This window comes from Acidovorax sp. Leaf160, assembly GCF_001424265.1.
In the GTDB taxonomy this organism is placed as follows: Bacteria; Pseudomonadota; Gammaproteobacteria; order Burkholderiales; family Burkholderiaceae_C; genus Paracidovorax.
Map to the genome: position 1 here is coordinate 143768 of NZ_LMOV01000029.1, position 15131 is coordinate 158898.

Consider the following 15131-nt stretch of genomic DNA (forward strand, 5'->3'; position numbering starts at 1 on the left):
GTGCCGCGCACTGCGGCGCGAGCTTGGCTTGGCTGGGGGCGGCCCGGCAAGGCGGCGCTCATGCCAGCAGCTCCTCGTTGCGGTAGTAGCAGGTGTGCGGGCCCAGCACCTGCAGCCAGGCCGTCTCGCCGGCAGCGGGCAACGGCGCCTCGGGCGCGAAGCGGGCCTTGAGGGTGTGCTCGCCCACGCGGGCCGTGAGCATCTGGTAGGTGCCGATGTCCTGCACCTGCACCACGCTGGCGGCCAGCGCGCCGGGCTGCTGCGGGGCGGCGAGCGCCAGGTATTCGGGGCGGATGCCCACTTGCAGCGCGCCCTCGGGCCACTGGCCGTGCAGCCCGGCCGGCGCGCCCTGCATCGCGATGCCGGCGACCTGCAGCAGCCCGCCGGCGGACTGCGCGGGCAGGAAGTTCATGCCCGGCGAGCCGATGAAGTGCCCCACGAAGACGTGCGCGGGCCGCTCGAACAGTTGCGCGGCGGTGCCCACCTGCACGGCACGCCCGCGCGTCATCACCACCACCTGGTCGGCGAAGGTCAGCGCCTCCACCTGGTCGTGGGTGACGTAGATCAGGGTGAGCTTGAGTTCGTGGTGGATCTGCTTGAGCTTGCGGCGCAGCTGCCATTTCAGGTGCGGGTCGATCACGGTGAGCGGCTCGTCGAACAGCACCGCCGCCACGTCCTCGCGCACCAGGCCACGGCCCAGCGAGATCTTCTGCTTCTGGTCGGCCGACAGGCCCGCCGCGCGCATGTCCAGCTGGTGGCTCATCTCCAGCATCTCGGCGATGCGGCCCACGCGCTGGCGGATCCGCGCTTCGGGCACCTTGCGGTTCTTCAGCGGGAAGGCCAGGTTCTCGGCCACCGTCATGGTGTCGTAGATGACCGGGAACTGGAACACCTGGGCGATGTTGCGTTCCTGCGGGCTGGCGCGCGTGACGTCGCGCCCGTCGAACTGCACCGTGCCATGCGAGGGCACCAGCAGGCCCGACATGATGTTGAGCATGGTGGTCTTGCCGCAGCCCGAGGGGCCCAGCAGCGCGTAGGCGCCGCCGTCCTCGAACTCCATCTTCAGCGGCAGCAGCGCATAGTCGCTGTCCTGCTGCGGGTTCGGCTTGTACGAATGCGCCAGATCGAGGCTGATGCGTGCCATTTCAGCGCCCTCCCCGGCGCTCGGGCGCGCGGGCCAGCAGGCCGTCCGCGCCGAAGACATAGACCTGCTCGGGGTCCAGGTGCAGCGCCAGCGGCGCCCCCAGTTCGAAGTGGTGCACGCCGGTGAGCTGCGCCACCAGGCTGCCCACGGCGGTGCCCACGTGCACGAAGGTGTCGGAGCCGGAGATTTCCGCCAGCTCGACGGTGCCGGCGAAGGCCAGGTCGCCCGGGCGGGCCTGCACGCGCAGGGCGCTGGCGCGCACGCCGGCGGTGACGGCGCCGCTGGCGACAGCCGCCGCCGTCGCCGCCATGGGCAAGGTCAGCAGCGCCCCGCCCTGCAGCTGCACGCCGCCGGCCGACGCCTGCGCGGGCAGCAGGTTCATGGGCGGGTCGCTGAAGGCGCGGGCCACGTCCAGCGAGCGGGGGTTGTGGAAGACGTCGGCCGTGGGGCCGTACTGCAGCAGCCGGCCTTCGTGCAGCACGGCGGTGTAGCCGCCCAGCAGCAGCGCTTCGGCCGGCTCGGTGGTGGCGTAGACGACGGTGGACTGGCCGGCGGCGAAGAGCTGCGAGAGTTCTTCGCGCAGTTCCTCGCGCAGCTTGTAGTCGAGGTTGACCAGGGGTTCGTCCAGCAGCATCAGCGGCGCGCCCTTGGCCAGCGCCCGCGCCAGCGCCACGCGCTGCTGCTGGCCGCCCGAGAGTTCGGCCGGCAGGCGCTGCAGGAACATGTCGATGTGCAGGCGTTCGGCCAGCTCGCGCACCCGGGCGTCGATGTTCCTGTCGCCGCGCAGCTTCAGGGGCGAGGCGATGTTGTCCGCCACCGTCATCGAGGGGTAGTTGATGAACTGCTGGTACACCATGGCCACGTTGCGCTCGCGCACGGGCATGCCGGTGACGTCGGCGCCGTCCACCAGGACACGGCCGGCGGTGGGCGTGTCCAGCCCCGCCATGATGCGCATCAGGCTGGTCTTGCCCGCCTGCGTGGCGCCCAGCAGCACGGTGACCGCGCCGCTTTGCAGCGCCAGGTCCATGTCGTGGAGCCAGGTCTGTGCGCCCACCCTCTTGCTGATGCTCTCCAGTGCCAGCTGCATGCAGCGACCCCTTGTTCTGTGACGATCGCCGCGGCGCGAACGCGCGCAAGGCTTCGGCTAGTTATTCGATCGCGGCGATTCTTGTTCTTTTCTGATCGTATCGAATCAAGGTTTACCCTCAACCGCTTCGTTTTCTTTCGCTTTAGAGTGCAAGCGCACGGATCGAAGGTGCTCCCAGGGCCCGTCCAACGTCCAACGTCCAGCCCGTCCGGCGCGGCGTGCGACCCAGACCAGGCCTGACAGAGTCCGCAGCGCCCTGGGAACTCAGCGCCGCCTCTTTCGTCCTTCCGCTCTTTCGCTAAATTCGCTCTTCCCCGCCCTCCACTCTTCCGATTTTTTCTGGCCCCCTCATTCCCATTCCCGACACGCCCGTGAACACCAACCCCCGCCAGCTGCGCCTGCTCGAAGAAGTGCGGACCCGCCAGTCCGCCACCGTCGAAGGCCTGGCCGAAACCCTGGGCGTGACGCTGCAGACCGTGCGGCGCGACGTGCAGCGGCTGGCCGAGCTGGGGCTGGTGCGGCGCTTCCATGGCGGCGTGCGCATGCCGGTCTCCACCGTCGAGAACATCGGCCACACCCAGCGCGAGACGCTGCATGCCGACGGCAAGATCCGCATCGCCCGCGCCGTGGCCAGCCAGGTGCCCAACGACTGCTCGCTCATCCTGAACATCGGTACCACCACCGAAGCCATCGCCCGCGCGCTGCTGCAGCACCGCGGCCTGCGCGTCATCACCAACAACCTGAACGTGGCGGCCATCCTGAGCGGCAACCCCGAGTTCGAGGTCATCGTGGCCGGCGGCGTGGTGCGCTCGCGCGACCGGGGCATCGTGGGCGAGGCGGCGGTGGACTTCATCCGCCAGTTCAAGGTGGACATCGCGCTCATCGGCATCTCCGGCATCGAGGCGGACGGCACGCTGCGCGACTTCGACTACCGCGAGGTGAAGGTGGCGCAGACCATCATCGCCCAGGCCCGCGAGGTGTGGCTGGCCGCCGACCACAGCAAGTTCAGCCGCGCCGCCATGGTGCAGGCCGCCACGCTGGCGCAGATCCACCGGCTGTTCACCGACGCGCCGCCGCCCGAGCCCTTCCCCGCCCTGCTGCGCGATGCCGGCGTGGACTGCATTGCATGCGATGCATCCCCCTGAGGCATGCGATGCATCCCCCTGAGGCGCTGCGCGCCTTCCCCCTTCTCTCGCCGGACTGCGCCCGGCGGGACGAGGGACACCGCCAGCGCGGCGGGGCGGCCCTTGCGCGGCGGTAGCCGGCCTGGGCCGCGCCCGCACTCACCGCAGTGACCTATGCTGGTCGCACGACACCCCCCTGACACTGTCTCACCATGACCTACCTGCTCGCACTCGACCAAGGCACCTCCAGCTCCCGCAGCATCGTCTTCGACGAGCACGGCCACATCGTGGCGCAGGCGCAGCAGGAGCTGCCGCAGATCTACCCCCAGCCGGGCTGGGTGGAGCACAACCCGCTGGAGATCTGGCGCACGCAGCTGGCCACGGCGCGCGAGGCGCTGGCCAGCGCCGGCATCCATGCGCGCGAGGTGCGCGCCCTGGGCATCACCAACCAGCGCGAGACCACGGTGCTGTGGAACCGCCGCACGGGCCAGCCCGTGCACCACGCCATCGTCTGGCAGGACCGCCGGGCCGAGCCCGCCTGCGCGCAGCTGCGCGAGCAGGGGCATGAAGCCACCATCCACGCCAAGACCGGCCTGCGCGTGGACGCGTACTTCTCGGCCACCAAGCTGCAATGGCTGCTGGACCACGTGCCCGGCGCCCGCGAGCAGGCCGAGCGCGGCGACCTGGCCTTCGGCACGGTGGACAGCTGGCTGATCTGGCAGCTGACCCACGGCCAGGTGCATGTGACCGACGTGACCAACGCGGCGCGCACCATGCTCTTCAACATCCACACCAACCAGTGGGACGACGAGCTGCTGGCGCTGCTGCGCATTCCGCGCGCGCTGATGCCCGCCGTGCAGCCCTCGGCCAGCCACTTCTGCGACGTGGCGCCCGACCTGCTGGGCCACGCCATCCGCGTGGGCGGCGTGGCGGGCGACCAGCAGAGCGCCCTCTTCGGCCAGGCCTGCTTTTCCGCCGGCATGGCCAAGAACACCTACGGCACCGGCTGCTTCCTGCTGATGCACACGGGCGACCGCTTCCAGGCCTCGGCCAACGGCCTCCTCACCACCGCCGCCGCCCAGCCCGGCGACCGGCCCGAATACGCCATGGAAGGCAGCGTCTTCGTGGGCGGCGCCGTGGTGCAGTGGCTGCGCGATGGACTGCGCGCCATCTCGTCGAGCAACGAGGTGCAGTCGCTGGCCGAAAGCGTGCCCGACTCGGGCGGCGTGATGATGGTGCCCGCCTTCACCGGCCTGGGCGCGCCCTACTGGAAGCCCGAGGCGCGCGGCACCATCACCGGCCTGACGCGCGGCACCACCCTCGCCCACATCGCCCGCGCCTCGCTGGAAAGCATTGCCTACCAGAGCGCCGCGCTGCTGCAGGCCATGAGCCGCGACGCCGTGGCCGCCGGCGGTGCGCCGGTGAGCGAGCTGCGCGTGGACGGCGGCGCCTGCGTGAACGACCTCCTGATGCAGTTCCAGGCCGACCTGCTGGGCATTCCGGTGGTGCGGCCGGCCGTGGTGGAAACCACCGCGCTGGGCGCGGCCTACCTGGCGGGCCTGTCCAGCGGCGTCTATGGCGGCACGGCCGACCTTTCTGCGCTCTGGCGGGCCGAGCGGCGGTTCATTCCCACGCTGGGCCAGGCCCGGGCGCAGGAGCTGATGGCGCGCTGGGACCACGCCGTGCGCCAGGCCACGCTGGACTGACCAGGCCGCCGATCGAGGGGGCGGAGGCTGGCGCTACCATCCGGCGTCTTCCTCCAACCCACCGCAGCGCACCATGACCGACTCCCGTTCCGCAGCCCCCGCCCCGCACGCCGCCATCGCCTTCATCGGCGGCGGCAACATGGCCAGCGCCATCATCGGCGGGCTGATCCGCCAGGGCGTGCCGGCCGACCGCATCGACGTGGTGGAGCCTTGGGCCGAAGCCCGCGCCGCGCTGCTGCAGCACCATGGCATCACCGCGCTGGAACAGGCCGGCCCGGCGCTGGAGCGCGCCGAACTGGTGGTCTGGGCCGTCAAGCCGCAGACCTTCAAGGAAGCCGCTGCGGCGGTGCGCCCCTTCACCGGCGCCGCCCTGCACCTGAGCGTGGCGGCGGGCATCCGGTCGGACAGCATCGCCGCCTGGCTCGGCACCGAGCGCATCGTGCGCACCATGCCCAACACGCCGGCCCTCATCGGGCGCGGCATGACCGCCCTCTTCGCCCGCCCCGCCATCACGGCGGCCGACCGGGCGCTGGTCGAGCGCACGCTCGCCAGCACCGGCGACCTGCTGTGGGTGGCGCAGGAAGCGCAGCTGGACGCGGTCACCGCGCTGTCGGGCTCGGGCCCGGCCTATGTGTTCTTCTTCCTGGAAGCCATGACGCAGGCCGGCGTGGAGATGGGCCTGCCGGCCGACCAGGCGCACCGCCTCGCCGTGGGCACCTTCACCGGCGCGGCCGAGCTGGCGCGCCGTTCCGACGAATCGCCCGCCGTGCTGCGCCAGCGCGTCACCTCCAAGGGCGGCACCACCTATGCGGCCATCACCTCGATGGAGCAGAGCGGCATGGCGCAGAAGTTCGCGCAGGCGCTGCATGCCGCGAAGGACCGGGCGCGCGAGCTGGGCGACGAATTCGGCGGCTGAGCCCCGACGCTCAGCGGTCCAGCAGCGCCACCAGCCGGCGCACCGCATGCGCCACCGTCTGCGCGCGCACCGCCGCGCGGTCGCCGTCGAAGCGGCACTGCTGCGTGACGGTTTCACCGCCCACGCACCAGCCGAACCACACGGTGCCGACCGGCTTGTCGGCGCTGCCGCCGCCCGGCCCCGCCACGCCGGTGACGGCCACCGCCACCGAAGCGCTCGACCGGGCCACGGCCCCCTCGGCCATGGCGCGGGCCACCGGCTCGCTCACGGCACCGTGGGCATCGATGAGCGCGGCGGGCACGCCCAGCAGTTCGGTCTTGGCGGCGTTGGAATAGGTGACGAAGCCGCGCTCGAACCAGGCGCTGGATCCGGCCAGGTCGGTGCAGGCGGCGGCGATCATTCCACCGGTGCAGCTCTCCGCCGTGGCCAGCATCCCGCCCCGGGCAGCGAGCAGCTCGGCGAGACGGCTCACATCAACGGCCCAATCGGCCCGCAGCGCTTGACTATCAAGGGGCATATGCTCTTCTTTTAATAGCAAAACCGGATGAAAGCTCTCGGTGGCTTACCAGAACCAGCGCCAGAGCGCGATGACCAGCAGCGTGCAGAACGCCGCCACCAGGTCGTCGAACAGGATGCCGAAGCCGCCGCGCCAGCCGAAGCCCTTGAAGCAGCCGTCGGCCCAGCGCACCGGGCCCGGCTTGGCCGCGTCGAAATAGCGGAACAGCGCGAACGCCGCCAGCTGCCCCCAGAAGCCCATGGGCATGGCCAGCCAAAGCACGATCCAGATGGCGACGATCTCGTCCCACACGATGCTACCCGGGTCGGCCACGCCCATGTGGCGCGCCGCCACCGTGCAGGCCCACCAGCCCAGCACCAGCGACACGGCGATGACGATGCCGATGGCCAGGGGCGCCAGCCAGGCCTGCAGCACCAGATAGGCCAGCCAGCCCCAGGCCGTGCCCACCGTGCCCGGCGCCACGCGCGAAAGGCCGCTGCCGAGGCCCAGCGCGATGAAATGCGCGGGGTGCGACAGCAGGAAGCCGCGCAGCGCGTGCGGCGCCATGCGAGGAGCGGAATCGGAGGAAGGCATGGGTGGCGGGAAGGACAGGTGGGGATGAAGGTCGATGGTAGCCCGAGCCTGCGCCTCAGCTGCCGGTGGACGCGTGCCGCCTGAGCCCCGCGCCCCAGGCCGCGAAGGCCAGCGCCAGGAAGGCGAAGCCCGCCAGCGGCGACAGCCAGCCGACCCAGCCCGGTGCGCCCAGCGGATCGGGCCGGCCCAGAATGGCGAGCGCCGGGTAGTAGCTGACGGCCGCCAGCGGCACGGCGAAGGTCAGCAGCCGCCGGAACCAGCGCGCGTAGATGGCCAGCGGGTACTGGCCCGCCTCCACGCCGCCGTAGGTGAAGACGTTGGCGATCTCCAGGCTCTCCACCGTCCAGAAGGCCAGCGCACCCTGCAGCACCAGGATGCCCAGGAACAGCGCCGCGCCGCCGGCCAGCGCGAAGAGCGCCAGCGCGATGGTGGCGGGCGTCCATACGATACCGGCCTGCGCCGTGGCGAAGGCGATCACCAGCCCGGCCTGCAGCAGCCGGCCCAGCCGGCTCAGGCGCACGTCCTGCCCCATCAGCTGCAGCGCCAGCGGGCGCGGGCGCAGCAGCAGCCGGTCGAAGGCGCCGGTGCGCAGCAGCTCGGTGCCCAGCACGTCGAAGCCCCGGCCCAGCCCGTCGGCAATGGCGAACATGGCGTTGACCAGGCCGTAGAACAGCGCCACCTCGCCGATGCCCCAGCCCTGCACCGCGCCGAAGCGATGGAACAGCGCCCACACGGCGACCACCTCGATGCCGGTCGCCAGGAACTGCCCCACCGTCAGCAGCAGCGCCGAGCCGGGATAGCGCATCTGCCCGGAGAGCGACGCGCCGGCCAGGCGGATGAACAGCGCGAACGAACCCATGCTCAGCCGCCCTGGATGTCGAGCCGCGCCAGCGTGCGGGCCAGCGCCACCCGCCCGAGCGTGACCAGCGCGGCGACCCAGAAGGCCTGCAGCGCCAGCCCGCCCAGGGCGTCCCACCCCGCCAGGCGGCCGAAGTAGAGGCGCACGGGAATGTCCAGCAGCCCGGCCAGCGGCTGCACCAGCAGCGCGGCCTGCCAGGCGTCGGGCATGAGCGCCAGCGGCAGCAGGTTGCCCGACAGCACCACCACGGCCGGCACGGCGAAGGCGTTGATGCCGCGCGCATCCAGCGCCGCCGTGGCCGCCACGTTGAGCAGCATCACCAGCGCGGTGGAGAGCAGCAGCGCCAGCAGCAGGGACGCGGCGAAGATCGCCCCGGCCACCGCCCCGGCCGGCGGCTGCCAGCCCCATTCGGCATGGCCCGCCAGCGGCAGCACCACGGCCGCGAAACCCAGCATCAGCGCCACGCGCGGCAGCACGCGCGCGGCGATCCAGCCGGCGGTGCGCGCGAACCAGAAGGCATAGGCATCGACCGGGCGCAGCCGGTCGTAGGCCACCGCGCCGGTGCGTACGGCCTGCGCCACCTCGGGGTCGCCGCCCCAGGGCAGCAGCGCCAGCAGGCCCTGGGCGATCCAGGTGTAGGTGATGGCCTGGGCCAGCGGCATGGCGCTGCCACCACCCTGCCCGCCGGCATAGAACGCGGCCAGCACCATGACCTTGATGCCGCCCCACCAGCACTGCGTGACGAAGCCGGCCAGCGCGGCGGAGCGGTACTGCAGCATCTGCAGGAAGCGCGCATTGAACGCGGCGGCGTAGGGCCGCCAGCGGGCCGCCGCCGTGGCGTGCGCCGTCATTCGTGCGCCCCGTGCAGCGCGTAGAAGCGGGTGATCACCTCCTCCACGGGCAGCGCCTCCAGGCGGATGTCTTCCACCGCATGGGCGGCGGCCACCTGGGCGATCAGCACGGGCGCGGCCACCACCGCCGGGTCGAACGCGAGCACCAGGCGCTGCGCCTCGCGCGCATGCACCGCCACGCCCGGCAGCGCCAGGTCGTGCGGCGCGGGGCCGGCGAAGTCCACCACCAGCCGGCGTTCGGCCAGCACCTGGGCGCGCAGCGCATCGAGCGGCGCATCGGCCAGCACCCGGCCATGGCCGATCACGATGACGCGGCTGGCCAGCGCCTCGATGTCGTGCATGTCGTGCGTGGTCAGCAGCACGGTGGTGCCGCGCTCGCGGTTGGCGCGCAGCACGAAGTCGCGCACCGCCAGCTTGGAGGGCGCGTCCAGCCCGATGGTGGGCTCGTCCAGGAACAGGATGGACGGCTCGTGCAGCAGCGCCGCCGCGATCTCCGCGCGCATGCGCTGGCCCAGCGACAGCTGCCGCACGGGCTGGGCCAGCACGCCTTCGAGCCGCAGCAGCGCGACCAGCTCGTCGCGCGTGGCCTGGAAGCGCGTGGCGTCCACCCGGTAGATGTCGCGCAGCAGCGCGAAGCCGTCTTCCACCGGCAGGTCCCACCAGAGCTGGCTGCGCTGGCCGAACACCACGCCGATGCCGGCCACGTGCCGCTCGCGGTCGGCGAACGGGTCGCGGCCATCGACCCGCACCGTGCCGCCGTCGGGCCGCAAAATGCCCGAGAGGATCTTGATGGTGGTGGACTTGCCCGCGCCGTTGGGGCCGACGAAGCCCAGCAGCTCGCCGCGCTGCAGCGCGAACGTCACGCCCGAGAGCGCCTCCACCGTGCGATGGCGGCGGCGGACCACGCCACGCAGGGCGCCCCAGAGGCCGGGGGCGCGCTCGGCCACGCGGTAGGTCTTGACGAGGTTCTGGACGGCGATGTGCGGCTGCGGCATGGGGGCGCGATGATAGTGCGGCCGGGGGCGGCCCGCCGCCCGGCGCGGTCAGTGCCCCTGGCGCGCCAGCACTTCGTCGCGCGGGCCGGCATCCACCACCCGTCCGGACTCCACCACCACGACGGTGTCGAAGCGCGGCAGCAGGCTGGGCCGGTGCACCGACGCCACGATGCAGGCCGCCGGAAAGGCCGCCGCCATGCGGTCGAACACGCGGGCCTCGGCCTGCGGGTCGAGCGCGCTGGTGGGCTCGTCCAGCAGCAGCAGCGAGCTGCCCTGGGCCGCCAGCGCGCCGCGCGCCAGGGCCAGCCGCTGGCGCTGCCCGCCCGACAGGTTGCCGCCGCGCTCGCTCAAGGGGCTCTGCAGCCCGGCCGGCATGCGCTGCAGCACCTCGTCGAACACACCGGCGTGCACGGCCGACTGCAATGCGGCGGCGTCGCACGGCTCGCCGAAGGTCAGGTTCTCTTCCACGCTGGCCTCGAAGACCTCGGCCTCCTGCGGGATCAGCGTGGCCAGGGTGCGCAGTTCGGCCCAGGGCACGGCGGCGCCGTCGCGCCACAGCGTGCCTTCCTGGGGTGCATAGAGCCCCGCCAGCGTGCGCAGCAGCGTGCTCTTGCCGCCGCCGCTGGGCCCGATGAGCGCCACGCGCGTGCCGCGCTCGAGCCGCAGGTCGATGCCGTGCAGGCCGCCGCGCGGCTGCGAATCGCCCACCCCGGCACCGCCCGCAGGGCCGTACCGCAGGCTGGCGCCGCGCAGCTCCAGCGTCTGCCACGCGGCATGCGGCGCCACCGCCGGCACGGCGGCGTCGGGATCGGCGGGCGCGGCCCAGATCGGCTCGGCGCTGCCGTAGTCGGTGTGCATGCGGGCAAAACTCTGGAAGTTCGACGCCATGCCGCCCACCACCGAGGCGGCCTGCTGCGCGTACTGGTAGATCATGAACACGGTGCCGAGCGCGATGGCCTGGCCCGGCTGGCGGTGCTGCAGCACGTAGATGACGACCAGCGCCCAGGTCAGCCCCATGCCCAGCAGGTCGACGGCGAACCACTTGCCTTCGCCCACCATGACGGCGCGGCGCAGCGGCGCCATCACCGCTTCCATGCGCCGGCCCAGCACGCGGCGCGATGCGGCCTGCAGCCTGAGGCCGATCACCGTGCCGGCGTTGCCCACGAAGTCGAGCAGCGCGGCGGCGTAGCGGCGCTCGGCGTCGTTCTCGGCCCGGGCCAGCTGCATCAGCACGCGATCGAAGCGCACGATGATCAGAGCGATGACGACGTAGCCCGTCACCGCGATGGCGCCGCTGGTGGCCGACAGCAGCGCCAGCGCGACCAGCGGTCCGACGAAGTTGAAGGCGTTCTGCAGGTAGCCGAACTGGCTCTGCGCGAAGTCGGACAGCGCCCGGCTGGCCTGCATCACGCGATGCTGCAGCTCGCCCGAATGCCGGCCGTCGCGCCAGGCGAGCGGCGCTGCGGCGATGCGGGCGTAGAGCTGGTCGGCCAGCCGCTCGCGCACCCGCACACCGACATTGCGCTCCAGCACGCGCCCGGGGCCATGCAGCAGCCACGACAGCAGGTAGATGCCCAGCAGCGCGAGGATCCAGCGGCCGGCGGCGGCGAGCTGCCCCTGCTGCAGCGCATTGATGGCCTGCGCTGCCAGCCACGGCATGGCAAGGCGCAGCAGTTGCGCGGCCGACAGCAGGCCGGCGGCGCCCAGCAGCTGCCCGCGCACACCGTCCGCATGCCGCCAGAGCGCGCGGAACAGGTCCTGCGCGGCCTGGCGCAGGCTGATGGCGGGCGGGCGGCGGGTGGCGTTGGGTTCGTGGCGGGAGTCGGTGTCGGTCATGGATTACCTGGTGAAGCTCCCGCTGCGCCGGCAGCGGGATCGATGGTGCCGGGCCAGCTTTCGGCGTGGCGCAGGTCCACATGCGCCTTCAGGAAGTCGAGCACCGCCCGCGTGCGCGGCGGCAGCCGGTCGGGGCGGCCCAGGTAGACGGCATGGATGGGTTCCAGCTCGCCGGTGTCGAAGGCCTCCAGCACGGGCACCAGCCGGCCGCTCTGCAGGTCGTCCCACGCATGGTAGAGCGACAGGCGGGCCAGCCCGGCGCCGTGGATGGCCAGGCGCCGCAGTGCATCGCCGTCGTTCACCCGCACCGCCTCGCCGATCTCGACCTCCACCCGCTGGCCATGGACGGTGAACGGCCAGTGCGGCACGGCGCGGCGGTAGCTCCAGCCCAGGCGGCGGTGGCCGGCCAGGTCGTCGGGATGCAGCGGCGTGCCGTGCAGCGCCAGGTAGCCGGGCGCGCCCACCACCAACTGGCGGGTGCGGCCCAGGAGGCGCGCCACCATGTCGGAGGACGGCAGCCGGCCCCAGCGGATGGCGATGTCCACGCCGTTCTCGGCCAGGTCCACCACCTGGTCGGTGAAGTGCAGCTCCAGCCGCAGGCCCGGGTGCGCGGCCAGCAGCGGCCCCACCAGCGGCGCCAGCACCCGCTGGCCGACCGACGTGCTGGCGCTGATGCGTACCAGCCCACGCGGCACGCTGCGCACGGCGACGGCCGCCTCGGCGTCGTCCAGGTCGGCCAGCACCTGCTTGGCGCGCTCGTAGAGCTGCCGGCCCTCGGGCGTGAGCTGCACGCGCCGGGTGCTGCGCTGCAGCAGCTGCACGCCCAGGCGCGCCTCCAGCCGGGACATGGTCTTGCTGACGGCCGAGGGCGACACGCCCAGCTGGCGCGCCGCCGCCGAAAGGCTGCCGCGCTCGGCCACGATGACCAGCACTTCCAGCTCGCCGGAGCGGTTGATATCGGGGCTGGCGATCGACGGGGCGTAGGGGGCGGGCTGCATGGTCGGGTGGGGCGAGGGCGCGGTGGGGCGAGGGCGCGGTGGATGCGGGATGCCGTGGTGGATGCGGGATGCCGTGGCTTGTGCCGCCACGGCACAACCGCGTTGCCATTATTCCGGCTACCGCCTGCGCCGGGGTTGCGCCAAAGTGCCGGCATTGCCATTTCCACGGACTTTTTCCATGCCTCTTTCCCTTCTGGCGCTGGCCGCCGGTGCCTTCGGCATCGGCACCACCGAATTCATCATCATGGGCCTGCTCAGCCAGGTCGCGGGCGACCTGCAGGTCTCGATTCCGACGGCCGGCACGCTGATTTCCGGCTATGCCTTCGGCGTGGCGGTGGGCGCGCCGGTGCTCACGCTGCTGACGCGCCACTGGCCGCGCAAGCGGCTTCTGCTGGCGTTGATGCTGATCTTCATCGCCGGCAATGCCGCCGCGGCGCTGGCGCCCGGCTACGGCTGGCTGATGGCGGCGCGCGTGCTCACCTCGCTCACGCACGGCACCTTCTTCGGCGTGGGCGCGGTGGTGGCCACCGGCCTGGTGGCGCCCGAGCGGCGCGCATCGGCCATCGCGCTGATGTTCTCGGGGCTCACGCTCGCCACGCTGCTGGGCGTGCCGGCGGGGGCCTGGATCGGTCAGCACCACGGCTGGCGCATGGCCTTCTGGGCCGTGGTGGCGGTGGGCGCGGTGGCCTTCGCCATCCTGGCCGCCTTCGTGCCGAAGGACGCGGCCCGCCCCACCGTGGTGCCGCTGCGCCAGGAACTGGCGGTGCTGGCGCGCGGTCCGGTGTGGCTGGCGCTCGGCGTGACGGTGTTCGGCTTCGCCGGCGTATTCGCGCTCTACACCTATGTGGAGCCGCTGCTGACCCAGGTGACGCACATGGCGGGTGGGCTGGTCGCGCTGACGCTGCTGCTGTTCGGCGCCGGGCTGGCGGCGGGCAACCTGCTGGGCGGCCGGCTGGCGGACCGGGGCGTGATGCGGGCGCTGGTGCTGTCCATCGCCGCCCTGATGGTGGTGCTGGCGGCCGGGCGCTGGGCCTTCGGCACACCCGCCGTGGCCATGGTCTACGTGGTGCTGCTGGGCACCGTGGCTTTCGCCACCGTGGCCCCCATGCAGATGCGGGTGTTGCAGCAGGCGGGCGACAGCGGCGCCAACCTGGCGTCAAGCCTGAACATCGCGGCCTTCAACCTGGGCAATGCGCTGGGCGCCTGGGTGGGCGGCGGCGTGATCGGCGCGGGCCTGGGGCTGCTGTCGGTCAGCGGGGCGGCGGCGGGGCTGACGGCCGTGGGCCTGGCGCTGGCGCTCTGGAGCGGGCACCAGCCTCGCGCCGGGCTCCCCGGCATGTCGAGTGGCGCCGGCGCTCAGGCGAAGTGATCGAACGAGGCGTAGTGCTGCACCGGCAGCGCTTGCCCGGCGGCATCCACCAGCCGCAAGCCGGGTTCGGCCTCGATGCGGCCGATGCGGGTGACCGGCGTGTCGGCCTGGCGCGCGGCAGCCAGCACCTCGGCCGCCAGGCCGGCCGGCGCGGTGAACGCCAACTCGTAGTCGTCGCCGCCCGCCAGGGCGCACTGGCGGCGGGTTTCCACGTCGATTTCCAGGTCAAAATGGGCTCCAGCGCTTGATCCGCCTGCGCATGATGCTATTAAATTAATAGCAATAGATGCATCCAGGCAGGCGCCGACCCGCGACGCCGCGAGGATGTGCCCCAGGTCGCCCAGCAGCCCGTCGCTCACGTCGATGGCGCTGGTCGCCACGCCCTGCAGCGCCTGCCCCAGCGCCACGCGCGGGCTGGGCCGCTCCAGCCGCTGGCGCGTGGCCGCCAGGGCAGCGGCGGGCAACGCGATGCGGCCGCGCAAGGCCTCCAGCGCCAGCCGCGCATCGCCCAGCGTGCCGCTGACCCAGATGTCGTCGCCCTGGCGCGCGCCGCTCCTCAGCAGCGCGCGGCCGGGCGACACCTCGCCGAAGACGGTGATGCAGATGTTGAGGGGCCCGCCCGTGGTGTCGCCGCCCACCAGTTCGCAGCCGTGCGCATCGGCCAGCGCCAGCAATCCGCCGGCGAAGGCTTCCAGCCAGCCGGCATCGGCATGCGGCAGCGAAAGCGCCAGCGTGAACGCCAGAGGCCGCGCGCCGCAGGCGGCCAGGTCGCTCAGGTTCACGGCCAGCGCCTTGTGGCCCAGCGCGGCCGGGTCCACGTCGGGAAAGAAGTGGCGGCCCTCCACCAGCATGTCGCTGGACACGGCCAGCTGCATGCCGGGCGCGGGCGCCAGCAACGCGCAGTCGTCGCCCACGCCCAGCGCGGCGCGGCGCACCGGGCGCTGGAAGAACTGGCGGATCAGATCGAATTCACCCATGGGTCGAGGATAAGAGCGACCCACAAAAACCCTTCTGGCGTCGTTGCCGCATCGGGTCGTGCTACCCGTACGGCCTGCGACGTACAGGCCGCGCCTGCAGGCCGAGCCAAAGCGGCAAGTCGCTATCAAGAGGGAACGACGAACGAGGAACGAGACAGCATCCTGGTCACGAACGATCG

At 72.4% G+C, this 15131-nt stretch carries 14 protein-coding genes; 4 read left to right on the forward strand and 10 right to left on the reverse strand.

What is annotated here, in order from left to right; all coding sequences use genetic code 11:
- Positions 1-58 precede the first annotated feature (58 nt).
- Together ASF94_RS20325 and ASF94_RS20330 are read right to left on the reverse strand one after the other, a co-directional pair.
- Positions 59-1144: an ABC transporter ATP-binding protein gene (locus ASF94_RS20325; protein ID WP_056671150.1), complete on the reverse strand. Its 1086-nt coding sequence runs from the start codon at positions 1142-1144 to the stop codon at positions 59-61.
- Between the two features lies 1 nt (position 1145).
- Entirely contained in the window at positions 1146-2231 is a 1086-nt protein-coding gene (locus ASF94_RS20330; RefSeq protein ID WP_056670984.1) for an ABC transporter ATP-binding protein, read from the reverse strand.
- Positions 2232-2602: 371 nt separating this feature from the next.
- Here ASF94_RS20330 and ASF94_RS20335 point away from each other — a divergent pair, with 371 nt between their 5' ends.
- From ASF94_RS20335 to proC, 3 genes are all read left to right on the forward strand, one after another.
- Complete coding sequence (locus tag ASF94_RS20335; protein ID WP_056670987.1) at positions 2603-3376, forward strand: DeoR/GlpR family DNA-binding transcription regulator; 774 nt, start codon at positions 2603-2605, stop codon at positions 3374-3376.
- 191 nt (positions 3377-3567) lie between these two features.
- Positions 3568-5061 carry a glycerol kinase GlpK gene (glpK, locus tag ASF94_RS20340; RefSeq protein ID WP_056670990.1) on the forward strand — a complete coding sequence of 498 codons (1494 nt, stop codon included), beginning with the start codon at positions 3568-3570 and terminating at the stop codon, positions 5059-5061.
- A gap of 73 nt (positions 5062-5134) precedes the next feature.
- Entirely contained in the window at positions 5135-5977 is an 843-nt protein-coding gene (gene proC / locus ASF94_RS20345) for a pyrroline-5-carboxylate reductase (protein WP_056670995.1), read from the forward strand.
- A gap of 10 nt (positions 5978-5987) precedes the next feature.
- Here the strand turns inward: proC and ASF94_RS20350 are convergent, their stop codons facing one another.
- From ASF94_RS20350 to ASF94_RS20380, 7 genes are read right to left on the reverse strand one after another with little or no spacing between them, the layout of a single operon-like run.
- Positions 5988-6494, reverse strand: a complete 507-nt coding sequence (locus ASF94_RS20350) for a CinA family protein (protein WP_056670998.1) — start codon at positions 6492-6494, stop codon at positions 5988-5990.
- A gap of 45 nt (positions 6495-6539) precedes the next feature.
- A complete protein-coding gene (locus tag ASF94_RS20355; RefSeq protein ID WP_056671000.1) occupies positions 6540-7067 on the reverse strand; it encodes a phosphatidylglycerophosphatase A in 528 nt (175 codons plus the stop codon).
- Positions 7068-7122: 55 nt separating this feature from the next.
- Positions 7123-7926 carry an ABC transporter permease gene (locus ASF94_RS20360; RefSeq protein WP_056671003.1) on the reverse strand — a complete coding sequence of 268 codons (804 nt, stop codon included), beginning with the start codon at positions 7924-7926 and terminating at the stop codon, positions 7123-7125.
- 2 nt (positions 7927-7928) lie between these two features.
- A complete protein-coding gene (locus ASF94_RS20365) occupies positions 7929-8777 on the reverse strand; it encodes an ABC-2 family transporter protein (RefSeq protein ID WP_056671005.1) in 849 nt (282 codons plus the stop codon).
- Positions 8774-9772, reverse strand: a complete 999-nt coding sequence (locus ASF94_RS20370; protein WP_056671008.1) for an ATP-binding cassette domain-containing protein — start codon at positions 9770-9772, stop codon at positions 8774-8776. Before ASF94_RS20370 ends, ASF94_RS20365 begins: the two co-directional genes overlap by 4 nt.
- 48 nt (positions 9773-9820) lie before the next feature.
- Positions 9821-11608 (reverse strand): ABC transporter ATP-binding protein, encoded by a 1788-nt coding sequence (locus tag ASF94_RS20375; protein WP_082493454.1) that lies wholly within the window; start codon positions 11606-11608, stop codon positions 9821-9823.
- The gene (locus ASF94_RS20380) at positions 11605-12606 is read right to left on the reverse strand and encodes a LysR family transcriptional regulator (RefSeq protein WP_056671011.1); all 1002 of its coding nucleotides are present in this window, start codon (positions 12604-12606) and stop codon (positions 11605-11607) included. The genes ASF94_RS20375 and ASF94_RS20380 overlap by 4 nt, the downstream gene beginning before the upstream one ends.
- A 178-nt stretch (positions 12607-12784) precedes the next feature.
- Here ASF94_RS20380 and ASF94_RS20385 point away from each other — a divergent pair, with 178 nt between their 5' ends.
- Positions 12785-13975 carry an MFS transporter gene (locus tag ASF94_RS20385; protein ID WP_056671014.1) on the forward strand — a complete coding sequence of 397 codons (1191 nt, stop codon included), beginning with the start codon at positions 12785-12787 and terminating at the stop codon, positions 13973-13975.
- Here the strand turns inward: ASF94_RS20385 and thiL are convergent.
- Positions 13963-14952 carry a thiamine-phosphate kinase gene (thiL, locus tag ASF94_RS20390; RefSeq protein ID WP_056671017.1) on the reverse strand — a complete coding sequence of 330 codons (990 nt, stop codon included), beginning with the start codon at positions 14950-14952 and terminating at the stop codon, positions 13963-13965. The two genes, ASF94_RS20385 and thiL, sit on opposite strands and share 13 nt — an antisense overlap.
- Positions 14953-15131: the final 179 nt, after the last annotated feature.